The sequence below is a fragment of the Caballeronia udeis genome (assembly GCF_001544555.2).
Taxonomy (GTDB): Bacteria; Pseudomonadota; Gammaproteobacteria; order Burkholderiales; family Burkholderiaceae; genus Caballeronia; species Caballeronia udeis.
In genome coordinates this window covers 118,573-134,650 of the sequence record NZ_FCOK02000018.1, presented here as the reverse complement: position 1 = coordinate 134,650, position 16,078 = coordinate 118,573, and the positions used below count along the sequence as shown (strand labels likewise).

The window sequence follows — 16,078 nt, the reverse complement described above, 5'->3', positions numbered from 1 at the left end:
TGGCTGACGTATTTGCCAGATGGACGGCAAAGCCCGCGGCCATCAGGCCGTCGACAAGCCAGTACCAGTTATAAGTTGATTCCACCACGACCCCTTGCAGGTCCTCGTGGAATGGCGCGAGGACCGCGATGATTGATGACAGGTCATTGGCCAGTCGCTTGCAGTAAAGCACCCGGTCCTGATCGTCGATCACGGCGATCATGGCGTTATTCGAGTGCAAATCGATGCCGCTATACTTCATTTCAGCCTCCTGAACGGGTCGGTTGAGCTTGGCATCTCAACTGTAGACCCTGGCCGCCCCTTCTCTCGGCGGCCAGGAGGCCTTTCACATGATTATCAACTGCTGCAAGTGGTGACGGTATCAGCCGGCAGCCACGATGCGCGATGCTGCCGGGTACTAGCCACCTGGCGATTCGCACTAGAAAACAGCCAGAAGCGCCGTGGGTACAGCGGAATCACCCTCGCCGGCGATCCATGTACCGACGCGCAAACGCCTTGCAGTGTCCTGGCTTCATCGGCCGCGCTCGGGAAGGCGTCCAGTAAACATTCGGGTACGATGCAAGACAGTTGGCGCAGCGATATTGCGCCTCAAGAAGTTGGACGTTAATTCGATACGGTATCTCGTGGCCGCAGCAGCGACATGCCGACTCCACAGCACAGTGATGTGCGGGCACACATTCAGACTCTCGAACTGATGGAGGATGCTGTGGTAGCCATAACCAAGACACAGTCGACAGAAGCGAAACGACGTGCTCCATCGTGGTCGAACCTCATCCTGTATCAATGCCGTTCGCAGCGACCTCCTGGATACCTGCAGGTTCGCACGCAGCCGATCAATATCGATGACGCCCAGACGCGGCACGAGCCCTTCATAGGGGTCGACGTCCGGGCCCAACAGCCGCGCTACGACGTTTCCCGATAGTGCATTGGCTTTCTCGAATTTCCACAGGATCGAAATCAGCGACTCATACGGGTAAAGCCACTTCCTGTCGAACAGATAGCCCAGCGATGGCGTCAAACTGCCTTCTTCCAGCGTCAGGATCGGGAATCGGGGTTCCGTCAGGGTCATTGCTCTACGCTGCTGAAGCGAGTACGCGTCCGGTAGCATGGCGTGACTGGACATAACCGCAGTGCCTGACCGCGTGCTGCCACAGCACGGTTTCTGGACCGTACCCCCGAGCGTCTCTAAGTTCGCTATCCTTAAGCACAATCTCGACGGCGCGCGCGAATGATTCCATCGGGATCTCCAGTTGGCCCGGGAGGCTGGCTTTGTGGTGAGCCGCCTCGAAAGCTTCCCATAGTTTACCGGCGTCATTGACCAGCCTGTAACCGGCATCAAACGCCTGAGGGACGTAGAAGCGCGTAAAGCTCCAGTGACTTCTCTCCGGATATGCAGTCTGATCGTAGCCATTGAGACACGTCGCTACATCCTGAGCGTTGCGAATGCCGTAGAACGCGAGATCTTCGACCATCAGACGCGCGACGATCTGGGTCTTGCCCGCGACCTGCAGCGCAGTCTTCTGCGCGAGCAACTCCTGCTGACCGACGAGGAATGTGAAGAGCTTGATCTGCTGCCTGTCGAGTGTGTCATGTACGTCGCGCAGCCATTCATACTCGTTGTCGTCATATCGTTGCGCCTCATCGCAAAACAATAGAACCACCCCACTACCCGCCCTGGCGGCTGCCTCCCGAATTCTCAACGCCAGCCGCATCCGCTTGGAGGTGTTGGAACCCGCGTTAGGATCGGGGTCTCCAACTGCCTCCAGCAGGTTGGCGAAGAACGGCCCTTCCGCATGTCGAGGCTTGTGCTCGCACTGCGCATGGTAGCTCGTCATCCTGGGATAGTTGCGTGCAATGAGCAGCCGCACGTATTCGATCGCCCGAGTCTTGCCAATGCGCGACGGCCCGTAGATGAGCGCACCCATGACCCGGTAGCGCAGACATCGAGCGACCAGTTCGTAAAACTCCTCGATTGCTGGGGTGGCAATCCTGTAGTTTCCGGTCATCAACGGATGCAGTGACGGATCGACCGGACGCGGTATCTCGAGCGACATGATGCCTCCCATCTCGAACAAGGTTAATAGACCTGGCCCGTGCCGATCGTGAGCTTGCGCGGACGAACCGGCGTGCTCAATACAGGCGGTGGGCCTTGATCAGAAACGCCGTTGGGCTTAGATTCCGTATCGCGTTTCGCTGCAGGTAAAGCGGCTTTCGGCGGTCCGACGGGCGTCCGAACAGTAGGCGCGGCGGACAGGATGCGCACGGCCTGCGACAGATCCGATGCGACCTTACGTTTCTTCTTTGCCTGCGCCAGCTTGACGTTCAAATAGTCTTCAATGGGATTTGCGGACGCGGACGCCAATGACCCCCGATTGGCTTTCTCTTTGAGGATCTTCCGGCGTAGCGTCAGGGTGTGCGGCATGACACGCCATGCTCCCTGCGCGTCGAGGACGCCGAGTTCAGATCCGTCGGCTAGAAACGCGCGAACACTCCTCATATCGTCCGCATTCATATAGACAAGCAGGCGCTGCCCGATGAGATGTGTGCTGCATGCAAGTACATTGCTTGTATACCGCGCGCCGTGCAGGTTGATGTGCGGTCTGACACCCTTGTCGAGATAGGCACGTACCCGGCACTGCATCGCCGACTGCATCAGACAGAGCGTGCGTCGATGATGTTCGGGAAGCCAGGTGAGCAACTGCTGCCTGCCGCGTACGAAATATTCGATTGCTTCCAGCGGTGTGACATTGTTCAGTCCAGCGTGCGGTGTGCCGTGGTAGCTTCCGATCGCGTACTCGACAAGTTCTTCGAGTTCGTCCAGCGACACAAAAAGGCGCAGATTCCCCTTCGGATCTGCCAGCGCACGACGCAAATCACGTGGATGCGAGCCGGTATATCCGGGCAGTCGGGAAGACAGCCTGCTGGCGATGGTGCCAAAAAACCGCTCAATATAGGGCCGTTCGTCCGGACTGTACTTCGGCCCCGCATCGACACAGCAACCGACAAATTCGCACATGGCCGCGAGCGACTCGTTTGCAAGGTTAGCCTTCGCGTTGTCGAGCTTCATCCACTCCCATGTCACGTACCCGAGCTCGGGCAAACGCAGCGACGGAAATCCGTCGCGAGCGTCAAAGGCCAGACCTGCAATTGTGAAGGATCGCGTCCGGTGCGGCTCCAGAGCGTTCTCGATGGTCTTAATCACATCGTATCGGCTGTACTCTCGTCCAAGCGCGATGTGATAACCCAGAACCGCTCTTGTACAGACGTCAATGATCGCCAGTAGCCAGACACGCTCGATCTCGAACTCGTGCTCAAAACCGAGCTAGTCACGCACCACGATCTTCAGTCGGATGTCCAGACGATGGCCGTCGAATTCCACGACCTGGTAGGGACGCTTCGCGCTCGGGACGCCTGCCTCGTTGTCGTGATACGGCAACCCCTTCAGATGCGATGCTCCCGCAGCTCGTGCGCCTGCGGCAAATGTACGCAACATCTCCGCCTTCAAACGTGCTCCAAGCGATCGGATTGCCCGCCCATCAGTATTGAATGGGTAATCTGCGACCGTCAGGCCAGCAGCACGACACTCCTGCAGAAAAGCGACGTGGAGTGGCTGCAAGCCGTGCAGTCGGGTGTGCAGTCGCCCGTCGGTGTGAATCTGCTCGATAGTCACCCGGCACCGCTTGACCTGCAGGCGCAGCCACATTCCAAGCGCGGGGTATCGCTCGAGAAGCTGCGAGAAGGCCCCGGCGGTCCCTCTGCTGCCTCGTTCCCCTTGCACGACGACGCCCGTCAGCCGGGCGTACGGTACAACCCTTGAGTGAGGCTGCAAAGCGCGGAACCCAAAAACGCAACCGTCGGCGTGCAGCGACAAGCCGCGCTCGAGCCAGCGATACAGCTGCCGGCGATTCACGCCGGTCGAATTCTCGATCGCGTGTACTGGCTCGCCTTGCACGAAAAGCTCAAGCGCATGCATTCGTTGCCTCATGATCTTACGCGCTTCGCTATCCAGATCGGTCCATGCAATACCCGGCCACGTTGCGAGATCGATTGTCTGCAGCTCAGGCTTGCGGCGATTCATGAACGGCTCTCCTCGGCGACAAAAAGGGTCGCTGCCGACAGGGCGTTCACTCGTAGCTCGGCAGAAGTTATGCGACCTGCATACAAAAGCGCAAATACCGCAGCGCGCGCGAGAATCGGATCGCCTCCGGAAAATTCACGCTCAATGACAGACAACGCCTTGGGGCTTGCTACGAAATGCTCCACGGCATCCAGAAGGGAATCTGCCAGAAGGCCTCGCGTTACGACGAGGCATGGCAGCATGCGCTTCCAGTTGTCGATCCACGTACGCGATGCTGCAAGATCGGCCGGGCTGATGATCCTGACGTCGATGGCACCATCACCCTCGAACGTCAGGTCGTACGACATAGCTTCAGCGGTCGCTGCCCCCGGCAGCAAAACGAGCTCCTTTCGATCGGAATAGGACACCAAGAAGTCAGCTAGCAATCGCTTCTCTTGGATCTGTACATAGCCGGGTCGCTCGCAGAATGATCGGGCCGCCGCGTCCACCTCGATCATGATCCATTGGTCGAAAGTGCAACGCCGGTACAAGGTCAGCCGTCTGTTGAGCTTGAGACTGAACGCCTCCAGCCGATGTGCTCCGCGCGGCCTGGTGAGTGCCACCGGCTTCGCAGGATGCGAAAAATCTTCCATGAGATCAAAGCCTTAGCCAAGGGATTCGAAGTCTAGAACACCAATTGACAAATTTAATGCGGATTAATGCGAATTGACGACTTTATTTCGTTCGGACTGCAAATATAAATGTCAATCCGATTCCGTGCGGCCCCGATCAGCCAGGACTGGCATGGTTCTCGAATTGACAAAGTTATTTCGGTTTACGCAAACTGCGTGACGCAGTTGCCGGTGGTTGCCGCACGCGTTCCGCGGAACACGCTTGCGCGGTCGCTGGTCGCTGTAGAGAGCGACTGGCTTGCCGAAGTGCTCCAGGTACGCGCGCGTCGCCTCAAAGTAGCTGAAGGTCGATTCGCTCGCGGTGAAGTGCAGGGTCATCAGCCGGCTGGTAACGTCATCCACATACACCAACAATGTACAGGCCGGTGCCCGGTCCTCAAACCAGCGATGGTCGCTGCCGTCGATCTGCACCAGTTCGCCAAAACAGGTCCGTCGCGCACGCGGCTGAATAGACCTTCGGCGGTCGCTGTTTGCGCGGCACCCACAGACCCGCGTCCGTCATCAGGCGCCGCACGGTTTCCTTCGACAGCACCAGCCCATGGCATTCACGCAGCTTCTCGCAGGCAAGCGTCGGACCGAAATCCGCGTAGCACTCGTGGATCAGTCCGAGCGCCCGATCAAGCACCGTCTGCGGCAACTGATGATTTCTGCGCGTACCACGCCGCCGCGAAACGAGGCTAGCGGCGCCTTTGTTGCGGCAACGGATCACGAGCCGCTCGACCTGGCGTCGGCTCAAACCCAGCCGTTCAGCCGCGCGCCAAGTCATCAGCCGAGCCTCGGCTACCGCTTCAATGACCTTCAGCCGGTCAAGCTCCTGCATGCTCATCGTGATCGTCCCGGTGCGCGTCATGGCGGTCTCCACAGCGGGGAAACCGCACCAGCATGCGCTACAGATCGCTTGGGTGCGACATCTGTACTTTGCCCAACACATGACATTTCCCGAAATCGATATCGATTTGCATACTGCTCTCCCTCGTTTCACAATTAGTAGACACTCGTCAGAACAGGTGACGAATGCCGACCACGGTCGCGAATGTTGTCCCCGACGCAGCTAACAATGCGCCGTTCGTCGACAGGCAGGTATTCATCGTTCCGTGGTTGTTGACGTAACCGAACTGGGCGGAGCCATCCCCTGAAAAAGGGAGCTTCAAGGATGCCGCCGTGTGGTGAGGATCGCGGCGCGGGTACGACCTTTGACGCCGACCAAAAGGGTCATGGTTCGAGGCGGGGGAAGATAAGGGGGAACTTTTGACGGATCGCCCACAAAGCGGCGGTAGCTGTCTCGATCGGCAAACAACCATCCGCGCCCGCGATGACGAATGGCCTGATCGCGTTCTCGCGGCGTTTGTTGATGATCGGCTTGTTGCCGTTCCCGATATAGCGAACCAATTGCGGTGATTGCCCGTACATGTACGAGGGATTAGTTCAGCATGCTGCCCAGGATCACTTCAGCTAACTGGTAGTGCCTCCCCGGGCGAGATGACGTCGAGCACGCGCGAGCACACCGAACAGCACGGCGACGACTTTTCCGCGCCTATACGGTTGCCGCACCTCAAGGCCGATGCCATATGGCCGGAATAAACCTAAGTCGCGCTGGAAATCCTACCGCATCACGTCACTTTTCGACTTCAGCCGTTGACGGAGATAAGCACGGGCGCTGACCTTCAACTCACGAACGGCGCCAGGTGCGTTTGGTGCAAAGGGATCGCACGTCAAAGCCATCATGGCACGCATGTTGTAAACCATCACGATAGCAATGCTCTTCGCCTCCGCTGACTTCAGGTGCGGCGCGTGGGCTCTGAGTGCCCTCAATATTCCATCAATGTTGCGCGCCCGTCCTTCCTGCCGGTGAACCGAGCCCCTCGCACCGTGTTCGGCCAACGTCAGCATAGCCGGATACTTCTTCCGCATACTCACATACTCGCCAAGCAGTATGTCGGCGAGCTGTTCTGTCGTTGCGGTCGCCGCCTTCGCGATAATTGCTTGCCACCGCAGCTCCAATTCATCGGCATAAAGCTGCATGAGAGCATCCGCCACCAGCTCCTTCGTGGGGAAAAACCGATACAGGGAGCCGATCTTGGTGCCCGATCGTTCCGCGATCTCTTTCATTGTCGCCTCGACATACCCCCGCTCCTGAATTACTTCGGCGGCAGTTCTAAGGATCGAGGCGACGCGCTCCCTACCATTGCTTCGTTGGGGCGCGAGCGCGGTACGCGGGCGGCACTCAGCGGTCGCAGTACCCTTTGCTGAGGAGTGTGCCGCAGAAACGGATCGGGATGACATTTTTCTCACAGGCGGTTCGGCAGCTCCGGCTGCGGGCCGATTGCCGGACTCGTGAAGTTCAGTGTCGCACTTGCCCCGTAACACAATACTGAACGATCGGGGGATTCTAACCGTTCGTCGTCGAAACTTGAATACTTGAGCGCTGCGTAGCGTCCTAATCCACTCCGCGTAGGTCCGCGGAGGGCGTAGCTAACTGCACTGCGCGCTTGGCGACACGCCGTCGATCGTATAACCCGCCATTGCCGTGTGGAGCATCCGACGCGAGATACCGCCCAACCTACACCCAATACCGGCACGCATTTGAGGGCGAGGTGTTCGAGCGTATATGGCAACTCGTTTGCAAAGATTCTCGCGATTGTTTCCCCCAAACACATTCACGTCTTTGATTTTTAAAGAAACTTGCGGGCCCTCCTCTTTGGAGAAAATTTTCGTGCACTCTCATCTGGCTGGTAAGTGCAGTAACCTGTGCGCGGCCTCCTATGATCTTCTGATTGTGGACGAAGCATAGCGATATGCATGGCGGCTGACGGTCGCGCTCTGGCGGCAAAACTTATATCCGATGTGCGAAACGTGACTGCCATAAGGACGACATGCAAATCATTGGAGCAATCACATGCGGTGCTTCAGAATGAGCCGCGCGATCGGAATCACCGGAGTGTCGGTCGCCGTCGCGACCCTGACGGTAGGCTGCACCCACGCGCCATGGCCTTACCTTCGAGCGGACGCTGAATTGGCTCAGCGCAATTTCTCAGATCGCGCCGCACTTCGCCGGGAACCGAGCAGGAAGCCTGGCGATCTCGGCGCAGCTCAATTATTTATGGCCTTCCCTGCGGCGAATAAACTGGTTGGGGTTAGGTCGCCGGTTAGTGCCCTGGTGTTCGGATCGTTTTCGGTTTGCGGATGATTCACTTTGCCACGAAGCCGCTTCGCTCCCGGCAAGGCCCGGCGGTTTCTGCGGTCGCTTGCATCCGGGCCGCGTTGTTTCGCATTTTGAGAAACCGCGTCATATTTCTTCCCGACCGACGCGGAACGGTGCGTAGCCACGAAATGCGCGACGCTAAGCGGGGTCCCCCGGTCCCGACTTTTTCGTACGACAGCCGCAGTGCACAATCAACGGGATTGAAGGATTATCGCTCGCGCATATTGGCGTGCGGGTTGCCGTTTCGGAAGAATGCCTCATCCTCATCCAGTAGGCCTTTGCTGGTATGACAAGCGATGGCCCCTATCAGAAGGACCATGTACGTGAAAATGCCGCGAAGAGAAACAGCTGTGGCTTATTACTAGCAGTGCACATCGAAAGGTTGCGAAGGTAAATGAAGATGTGATGGCAAGACAGGTCGAACCGTAGGAGCGCAAACCTGATTGGGTTCTGGTGCTCGAAGTACGCGCGACAGATAAGGACGTTCCTAGCGACTTCCATCAGGGCACGCAGGCTTGGCCTGCAACATGCCGAGTATAAGCCTGCAATCAACCCCTCCTCCAAACATCATGGCGACATCACCTTGCAAGCTGGGCAGTGTTCATATAAGAACCCTGCTCCGAACAGCGTATACGCACGGTCATTCGTAGCCGCTCAGTGCATTTGTCTGACAGGCACACGATCGCGAATTGGTTACCTGATCAACGACTCACGCCGATCTCGCATGCTAGCCCCCGCATTTCGGTCCAGCCCAAGATAGACAGGTATCGACAGCAATGTGACCGCTCCGAGCACAACAAAAGACCACGTAAAGTTACTCACCGTTAATCGTCCGGTTTCCCCAGCCGATATATACAGCGTAAGCCCGGCGAGGCTGATCCCAAAGCCTAGGCTAATCTGCTGGATGACGGCAGACAAGGTTGATGCCCTGCTAACGTCTTCAGGCGCGACATCCGCGAAAGCTAGCGCGGATGACGCGACAAAATGTGCCGCACGGAAGAATCCTCCCGCTATGAGCGTTGTTACGATAAATATGGCCGATGTGCTGTCCCGGAACGCTGCCGGAATCATGGTCGCACCAGCAGTGAAAAATGCGGTGACAACGAGAGCCTTTCGAAACCCGACAAGCCGGATCGCGAAGGTGCCACCAAACCGAGCCAAGATCGAGCCAAGCATCATTCCGGTCATGACAAGTCCAGCACGCACCGGTGACCAACCAAGCCCAATCTGAAAAAGCAGAGGCAATAGAAACGGCATGGCGCTGATGCTGAAGCGCATCAACGAGCCGCCTATCATGCTGGCCCGATATGTCGACTTCGACAACAGACGCAAGTCCAGCATCGGGACCGCAGTTCTTAACGCATGCAATACAAAAGCCGTCCCAAAAGTTAAACCCGCGACCAACAGAATGATCTGCCCTTTTACCGAAAGTAACCCGGTACCGACGGTCTCGGAAAGGGTAACGACCGTCATGATCGTAAGCGCCGCCAGAACGAAGCCGATCCAGTCGAACCTCCCCGGATGAACATGCCGAAGACGAGGCACGAAGCGAAGCACAGCGAAAATTCCCACCAGCCCCACAGGCAGATTGATAAAGAAGATCCAACGCCAATTTGCAACCTCAAGCAACAGGCCTGCCAGAGGAGGTCCTAGCAACGGCCCCACTACAGCTGGCATGGTAAATGCGTTCATCGCATGCACGAGACGCTCACGTGGCGTAGTTGCAACGACGATCAAGCGCGCGACCGGCGTCATCATTGCGCCTCCAATTCCCTGCAGGACGCGCGCCGCGACCAGCGTCGTGACCGAAGTTGATAGCCCGCAACACAGAGAACCCAGCAAGTAAATCTTCACGGCGTTGACGAAGACTCGACGCGGACCAAAACGGTCGGCGAGCCAACCGCTGGCCGGCACGAACACCGCCATCGTCATCAGATAGGCGGTCAGCGCGAATTTCAGCTGTAGCGGCGTCGTATGGAATTGCCTCGCCAGCGTCGGCAGCGCTGCTCCTAACGCCGATGTGTCCAGCAGATCCATAAATAATGCGCTCGCCATCGCCATGGGAAGAAACCGGGAGGTCGCCGGTAACTGGGGCTCCGCGGGCTGTGCCTCGCAAGTATTCACGTCCACAGGGTCAGATACGTACGCTGGCTTATCCATGACCTCGACTCATCACTGGTTATCCCCTCCACTTTCCGTTGAGGACGGCGCGTCGTCCCGGCAGCAGGCGACTAACACGCTCGGCGCCCGCGCCGCCGTACGCAGAAGCCGCCCGCCTTTCCGACCGGACACATCGAACTCGTACCGGTCACCCCGCCCGCGGTTATTTCGCGTGCGATGCTTTGTTTCCAGATGCGCTCGCGCCCCAGCACGGATATAAATTATGCATCGTCAGTTATATCACGGACTAGATCGGATGCACAAAAGCGGATCGTTTAATTATCTATACAGACTTGAAAACCGCCATCGAGATCTCCACTAGTTGAGCATACGAAACTGACGCGCTATCATCTTATCGAACTACTATGTTCATTCACTTTGATATCGGCAACACGGGAGGTCGTGACAATGGAGATCGTTGTAGTGACTGGGATCGGAGGCATGGGGATGGCCTGTGCACGGCGATTAGGGCCAGGACGCATCTTGGTTTTAGGAGATTCCGACGCAGAACATCTCGCGAGTTCAGCGCAAGCATTAATCGCAGAAGGCTATCTAGTTCTCCCCCGAGAACTAGATGTCTCCGATGCGGCATCGGTGAATTCCTTCGCTGGGCTTGTGGCTTCGGCTGGACGACTAAGGGCACTTGTACATACCGCTGGCGTCTCACCGGTCATGGCGGCTCCAAATCGAATCTACGCAGTAGACCTCCTTGGCACCGCATTAATGCTCGATCTATTCCTGCCACTCGCCCAGGAAAACACGGTCGCCGTGGCGATCGCTAGCATTGCGGGACACAGCATCGCACTGCCTGTCGAACTCGAACGGTCACTCGCGACCAGCTCCGCGGACGAATTACTTGGTCTCGTCAGCGGACTATATGTCGATGATCCTTCTCAAGCATATAGAGTAGCGAAGCGCGGAAATCTACTGCGTGTCCAATATGCCGCCAAAGCTTGGGGCTTATGCGGCGCGCGCTTAGTTTCGGTAAGCCCTGGCATTGTCTCGACGCCCATGGGATTGCGGGAACTCAGTACACCGGCGGTCGCACAGACGTTACGGAAAGCGGCGCTCCAGCGGATCGGCACGCCAGCAGAGGTCGCATCGGTCGTTGAATGGCTAGTTAGTCCCGCAGCCTCTTTCATTACCGGGGCGGACATACTTGTAGACGGCGGAACCACAGCCTCCAAGAAGTGGCACTGACGCTCACGGTCTTGCGATATTCGCCCCCTTCGCGCTTCAGCATGACACGCGGGACCTAGTCGCTCGTCGGACAGCGAAGCAAGCTTTGAAAAAGTATTGAACCGGTCGCCCACTCCGCGAACGCGGACGTGCGCTCGGAGCGACGTGTAGCGTCCCAGCGCAGGCGAACCGTACGTACCAACCACGTGACTTGAGCGACCAATTCCACTCGTCAGTGGCAGCCTCCCGTACTATGTCGCGCCCTGCTGCGCCGAGTAGTAGTATCGCGGCATCAGCCCCCTTAGCGTCCAACTTCCGCAAGCAACGCCTGAGCGAGTTCTTCGGGCGCGTCGATCATCATGTCATGCCCGGCATTGATGGCTACAGTGCGCCAGGCCGGATCGTGACTCAACCGCTCAAATACTTCGCGGTTAAGCCCGAAGCTGTAGTTCTCGGCGAGCACATATGTACGGTTGCGAACGGCACGCTCCTTGCCCGTTAATCTCACCGCCTCGATGAACGTCGCGATGGGATGAGGCACACACAGACGTTCGACCCAGTCTGAATCGGCGGGATTGACGTTGAAGAATCCAGTTCCAGGTGACGGCACGCGGCCGTCCAACATAGCGGAGGAGACGGTGCGTGACATGGTCTCCGAACCGACAACATCGAATAACGATTGACCGTCTTGGGGAACGATCGCGTCAAGATACACGAGCGTGCTGATGCGCTCACCTTCGATCGCCGCCACACCGGTGATAACCATGCCACCATAAGAGTGTCCGCATAGGATTACGTCGGATAACCCCTCGCAGCGCAGCAGCGCCGCCACATCCTCCACGTGCGTAGACAGATTGATCGACAAGGACGCCAGATGGGCACGTTCGCCGAGTCCGGTTAAGGTTGGCGTATAGACTTCGTGGCCGGCCATGCGTAGAAGGCGCGCCACGCGACCATAGCACCAACCCCCATGAAATGCGCCGTGAACAAGAACGAATGTAGCCATAACCATGCTCCTCTATTTGACCTGCGGTGACGGTGAAATTTCTTGCGACGCAGTTCGCCCATTTCGCAACTTTTCAGCGAACTGCCTAATCGCCGCTGATATTTGATCCGGTGCCTCGAGCATGTTGAAGTGACCGACACCCGGTACGATAGCGACCTCTAATTGAGGAAGATACTGCCGCAGGTGATCGAGCCAAGGAGTCGTTTTCGTCTCAGGCGAAAGAGAGAGGCGCTCCGTCTTGTGGTCGTGAAAGGTGCTTTGAATCGCTAGGACGGACACCGTCGGAGGAACGGTACCGAGCGCTACGTCCAGGCCCAACGCATCCCATAATCCGGTCGCGCGCGCGATCGCCTCGATAGCGGCGTGCGGCGTCCGGACTGCTGTATCGAATATGCGAGCTTTTAGGCCGGCGTCGGCATTCTCGAAGAACATCGATTCGAAGCGGCTAGCAAGATACTTGCTGGGATCTTCTCCCAACCGCTGTGCTTCCACCCGTTCTACGTCTTCTTGCGACTTTCCCGTTGTGAGTCGGCTGCCATCCAGGAGTACCGCACCCAGAAGATGCTGCGGGCGATCGGCTGCCGCCTGAATCGTCACTCGCGCGCCGAGACTGTGCCCGATCACAATCGTCGGACCGAGTTCGAGTGCATCGATGACATCGTGCACATCCGTTGCGAACTGCTCTACTGTGCAGGAATCGTACGCGGCTACTGATGAACCGTGACATCGTTGGTCTATCGTCACGACCGTGAAGGAATCTTGCAATGCCTCTACTTGGAACTGCCAGTCACGATGGTCGCAAAAGCCACCGTGAACAAAGAGAAGCGAGGGAGATCCAGTGCCCAGCTTCTTATAGAAAAGTTTGCAACCGGGAATTTCTGTGAATGGCATCCAACGATCCTTTTAGGGTGGTTTCAAAAAGACGTGAAGGGGACGGTTAACTTCATGGACGTGCTGTAATGGGATGATCACCCCCACCTCTCAGCGAGTAGGCTGATTAAAATTCCTCCGGGGGCCATTTCGATGCAGAACGTCACGTTAGTTGGGATTGATCTGGGCAAGCACTCATTTCATGTCTATGGGAAGGACAGGTCCGGTAAAGCTGTGTTTCGTAGGAAACTCTCCCGCAAGCAGCTGCTTGAGTTTTTCGCCACGTTTCATGGCTGCACTGTGGTGATGGAGGCGTGCGCCGGCGCTCATTGGATGGCACGCAAGTTCAATGAATTTGGACATGCCCTCAAGCTGACCTCTCCTCAATTCGTGCGCCCTTTCGTCAAAAGCAACAAGAATGATTTCGTCGATACTGAATCCATTTTCGAGGCTGCTTCACTACGGTCGATGCGGTTCGTGACTCCGAAGACTGAATCCCAGCAAACGCTTTCACACTGCATCGGGTTCGCCAGGCCCTGGTGCGCGATCGGGTGTGCACTACATCTGCTAGCGCACACTCCAGCGATCTATTCAGCCTTTTTGAAACCGCCTCTTAGTCTCTTTTAACGACACCAATCTGAACTGTTCGCGGATGACATATGGCCACACGACAGAGTGCAATGGGTTTTCCGGCACTCTGACAGACCGCCCGAAGCCAGATTTCCCCCAAAGATCGACAACCAGATCGACAACAATTTCCTCTACTATTTGTGCGGCGAAGGTCCAGTGGCCAAACAAGGCTTCCGAGAGGAACATTTCGCGTCTGCCATCAATCGCTGCCAAGACACGACAAGCACATAGCGGCAACCCGATGTCTGCCTTCTCGTGCGCCACAACTCATCGGACGTGCTGCCAATAACGACCAACATCAGTTATGGCGAACGTTGAGAGGGACCCGCGATGACCTTCGCCATCTCGACTAATGCGAGACGAGGTCGCGCCAATTTTCGGCAGAAGCCGAGCATGGACTGGGGAAACGAATTTATTTACATCGGGATGCTGATCAATGGGCAACGCACGGCCTAAGGTCGCAAGTGAAGCACAATGTAAGGGTTAGTAAAAGGATATAGCCCCCCGAGCGCGCAACATCAAGCACAAGCGGTTCGCCGCCTGTCTATTCGACCTCGCCTCTAACGTCTATGACAAACCGCAGACGATCCGACGGAAAACCCTACAGAACAACACTTGGCGCGGTTCCGGTCGACTTTGCTCGATTCTCATTCGGTGCGCCATACAAAGCCAGACCTACCGCCTCCCGTATTGCCGATGCCGCGGCGCGTTGCTGCGCACTGCAGCCAAGGCCGAGCAAATGGGAATTTGGGCTGTACGCATCGAGCGCGACTTCCAGCGCCCTGAGCATCGTCGGAGCAGCACGCAAAAGGCGGGCAATAGCAAGTCCGTCTGCGTGATGACGCGAAAGCCTATTTACGGTTGCCACGACCGTTCCGTCGGTATCGCCGATTACCGCCGAGCGACCGTCGTACGGATCGACATAAAGCTCAAAATTGTAATCACTGATGCAGTCTGCCATGGTTGCACTCGTTTATAGAGATAGGGCACCAGGCCCTGAGGTATGAGTTCATTTCAAAGTTGAAAATCATACAAAGCCAGCATCCTACCTAGAACCAGATGTGGGAATTTCGTCGAAGGGTACGTTTCTGTCGACGCGTAGATCTCCCGGTAAGCCGAGAACGCGTTCCGCAATAATGTTCCGGAGTATCTCGTCGGTCCCGCCGGCGATTCGCTTGCCCGGCGCATAGAGACAGGCTTCCTGAAACAGGCCGCCGTGCAATGCCAGGGTAGGATCGGACACAACGGCGGCGGGCCCCATGGCCTCCAATGCGAACGCTACGATTTCCTGCAACTTACGGGCGTTGACCGCCTTCGCTATTGACGCCTCAGGCCCAGGTTTCTGCCCGCGCGACAGCGCTGTCATCACTCTGTATCGGGTGTATTTGACGCCTTCGGTCTGAACATACCACTCAGCAAGCCTTTCCCTGACAGCTTGATTGTCGATCGGCAACTTCGCGCCGATCTCCGCCTGAGAACACAGGCGGAATATATCTGCGAAAGTCGGACCACCGGTCTCCGCTATTGCAAGCCGTTCATGTGAGAGCGTCGTCAGGGCAACACTCCATCCCTCGCCAACCGCGCCTAGGCGCTGTGTGTCGGGAATGCGAACATCGTCGAAGAACACTTCGTTGAAGCTATGGTCACCAGAGATACGCTTGATCGGCCTGACTTCTATTCCGGGTGAACGCATGTCGATATAAAACGCGGTAAGGCCGGCATGCTTGGGTATCTTCGGGTTCGTGCGTGCAAGCAGTAGCCCGAAGTCCGCAATATTGGCGTGTGACGTCCAGATCTTCTGACCGCTCACAGTCCATTCTTCACCGTCTCGAGTGGCACGCGTGCGCAGCGCGGCGAGGTCGGAACCCGCAGACGGCTCGGAAAAAAGCTGGCACCAGATCTCTTCACCCTTCAGCGCGGGCTTGACGTGCCGTTCCAGAGCAGGTTGCGCGGCGTAGCTTAGCAATGTCGGAATGCACATGCCCAGCGTTACCTCGAAAACGCCACGCGGAACATCGAAGTGGCTTTCTTCCTGATTGTAAATAACCTGTTCGATTGGCTTTCCCTCCCGTCCACCCCATTTCTTGGGCAGTTGAATCGATGCAAAGCCGTGCTCTGCCTTAACGGCCTGCCATTCTCTGGCGCGTCTGACCATCTCTGCGTCGGGTGCTCCCTGAGACAGGCGCGCATGGGTGTCGGATTTGCGCACGGCATGTTGCTCGAGAAACGCGCGCACCTCAGCACGAAACAGCGCTTCAGCAGGTTTATCGTCAAAATCCATC

General features: G+C 57.2%; 11 protein-coding genes and 5 pseudogenes. 2 read left to right on the top strand and 14 right to left on the bottom strand.

Going from position 1 to position 16,078, the window contains the following annotated elements; translation table 11 throughout:
- From AWB69_RS15510 to AWB69_RS15470, 10 genes and pseudogenes are all read right to left on the bottom strand, one after another.
- A pseudogene (locus tag AWB69_RS15510) lies at window positions 1-241 on the bottom strand (IS110 family transposase); the annotation flags it as partial.
- Window positions 242-511: 270 nt separating this feature from the next.
- A complete protein-coding gene (locus AWB69_RS15505) occupies window positions 512-1,069 on the bottom strand; it encodes a hypothetical protein (protein ID WP_331712675.1) in 558 nt (185 codons plus the stop codon).
- A gap of 4 nt (window positions 1,070-1,073) precedes the next feature.
- Window positions 1,074-2,054 carry an ATP-binding protein gene (locus AWB69_RS15500; RefSeq protein WP_062086157.1) on the bottom strand — a complete coding sequence of 327 codons (981 nt, stop codon included), beginning with the start codon at window positions 2,052-2,054 and terminating at the stop codon, window positions 1,074-1,076.
- 23 nt (window positions 2,055-2,077) lie between these two features.
- Window positions 2,078-4,078, bottom strand: a pseudogene (locus AWB69_RS15495) (integrase).
- The gene (locus AWB69_RS15490; RefSeq protein WP_062086136.1) at window positions 4,075-4,710 is read right to left on the bottom strand and encodes a hypothetical protein; all 636 of its coding nucleotides are present in this window, start codon (window positions 4,708-4,710) and stop codon (window positions 4,075-4,077) included. Before AWB69_RS15490 ends, AWB69_RS15495 begins: the two are co-directional and overlap by 4 nt.
- 188 nt (window positions 4,711-4,898) lie before the next feature.
- Window positions 4,899-5,599, bottom strand: a pseudogene (locus AWB69_RS15485) (ISNCY family transposase); the annotation flags it as partial.
- A gap of 148 nt (window positions 5,600-5,747) precedes the next feature.
- On the bottom strand, window positions 5,748-5,900 hold the full coding sequence (locus tag AWB69_RS47715) for a hypothetical protein (protein WP_407923039.1): 153 nt from the start codon (window positions 5,898-5,900) through the stop codon (window positions 5,748-5,750).
- 134 nt (window positions 5,901-6,034) lie between these two features.
- A pseudogene (locus tag AWB69_RS51090) lies at window positions 6,035-6,162 on the bottom strand (IS66 family transposase); the annotation flags it as partial.
- Window positions 6,163-6,351: 189 nt separating this feature from the next.
- Window positions 6,352-7,032 (bottom strand): TetR/AcrR family transcriptional regulator, encoded by a 681-nt coding sequence (locus AWB69_RS15475; RefSeq protein ID WP_075643922.1) that lies wholly within the window; start codon window positions 7,030-7,032, stop codon window positions 6,352-6,354.
- A 1,612-nt stretch (window positions 7,033-8,644) separates the two neighbouring features.
- Entirely contained in the window at window positions 8,645-10,012 is a 1,368-nt protein-coding gene (locus AWB69_RS15470; RefSeq protein WP_197500246.1) for an MFS transporter, read from the bottom strand.
- Window positions 10,013-10,519: 507 nt separating this feature from the next.
- Between AWB69_RS15470 and AWB69_RS15465 the strand changes: the two genes are divergently transcribed.
- Window positions 10,520-11,311, top strand: a complete 792-nt coding sequence (locus AWB69_RS15465; protein WP_062086130.1) for an SDR family oxidoreductase — start codon at window positions 10,520-10,522, stop codon at window positions 11,309-11,311.
- Window positions 11,312-11,591: 280 nt separating this feature from the next.
- Here AWB69_RS15465 and AWB69_RS15460 read toward each other — a convergent pair whose 3' ends face one another.
- Both AWB69_RS15460 and AWB69_RS15455 read right to left on the bottom strand, forming a co-directional pair.
- A complete protein-coding gene (locus AWB69_RS15460; RefSeq protein ID WP_062086128.1) occupies window positions 11,592-12,296 on the bottom strand; it encodes an alpha/beta fold hydrolase in 705 nt (234 codons plus the stop codon).
- Window positions 12,297-12,308: 12 nt separating this feature from the next.
- Window positions 12,309-13,187 carry an alpha/beta fold hydrolase gene (locus tag AWB69_RS15455; protein ID WP_075643921.1) on the bottom strand — a complete coding sequence of 293 codons (879 nt, stop codon included), beginning with the start codon at window positions 13,185-13,187 and terminating at the stop codon, window positions 12,309-12,311.
- 132 nt (window positions 13,188-13,319) lie between these two features.
- On the opposite strand from AWB69_RS15455, the pseudogene AWB69_RS15445 reads away from it, so the two are divergent.
- A pseudogene (locus AWB69_RS15445) lies at window positions 13,320-13,726 on the top strand (IS110 family transposase); the annotation flags it as partial.
- A 671-nt stretch (window positions 13,727-14,397) separates the two neighbouring features.
- Here the strand turns inward: AWB69_RS15445 and AWB69_RS15440 are convergent.
- Both AWB69_RS15440 and AWB69_RS15435 read right to left on the bottom strand, forming a co-directional pair.
- A complete protein-coding gene (locus AWB69_RS15440) occupies window positions 14,398-14,757 on the bottom strand; it encodes a hypothetical protein (protein ID WP_062086122.1) in 360 nt (119 codons plus the stop codon).
- An 84-nt stretch (window positions 14,758-14,841) separates the two neighbouring features.
- Window positions 14,842-16,077: an acyl-CoA dehydrogenase family protein gene (locus tag AWB69_RS15435; RefSeq protein ID WP_062086153.1), complete on the bottom strand. Its 1,236-nt coding sequence runs from the start codon at window positions 16,075-16,077 to the stop codon at window positions 14,842-14,844.
- Window position 16,078: the final 1 nt, after the last annotated feature.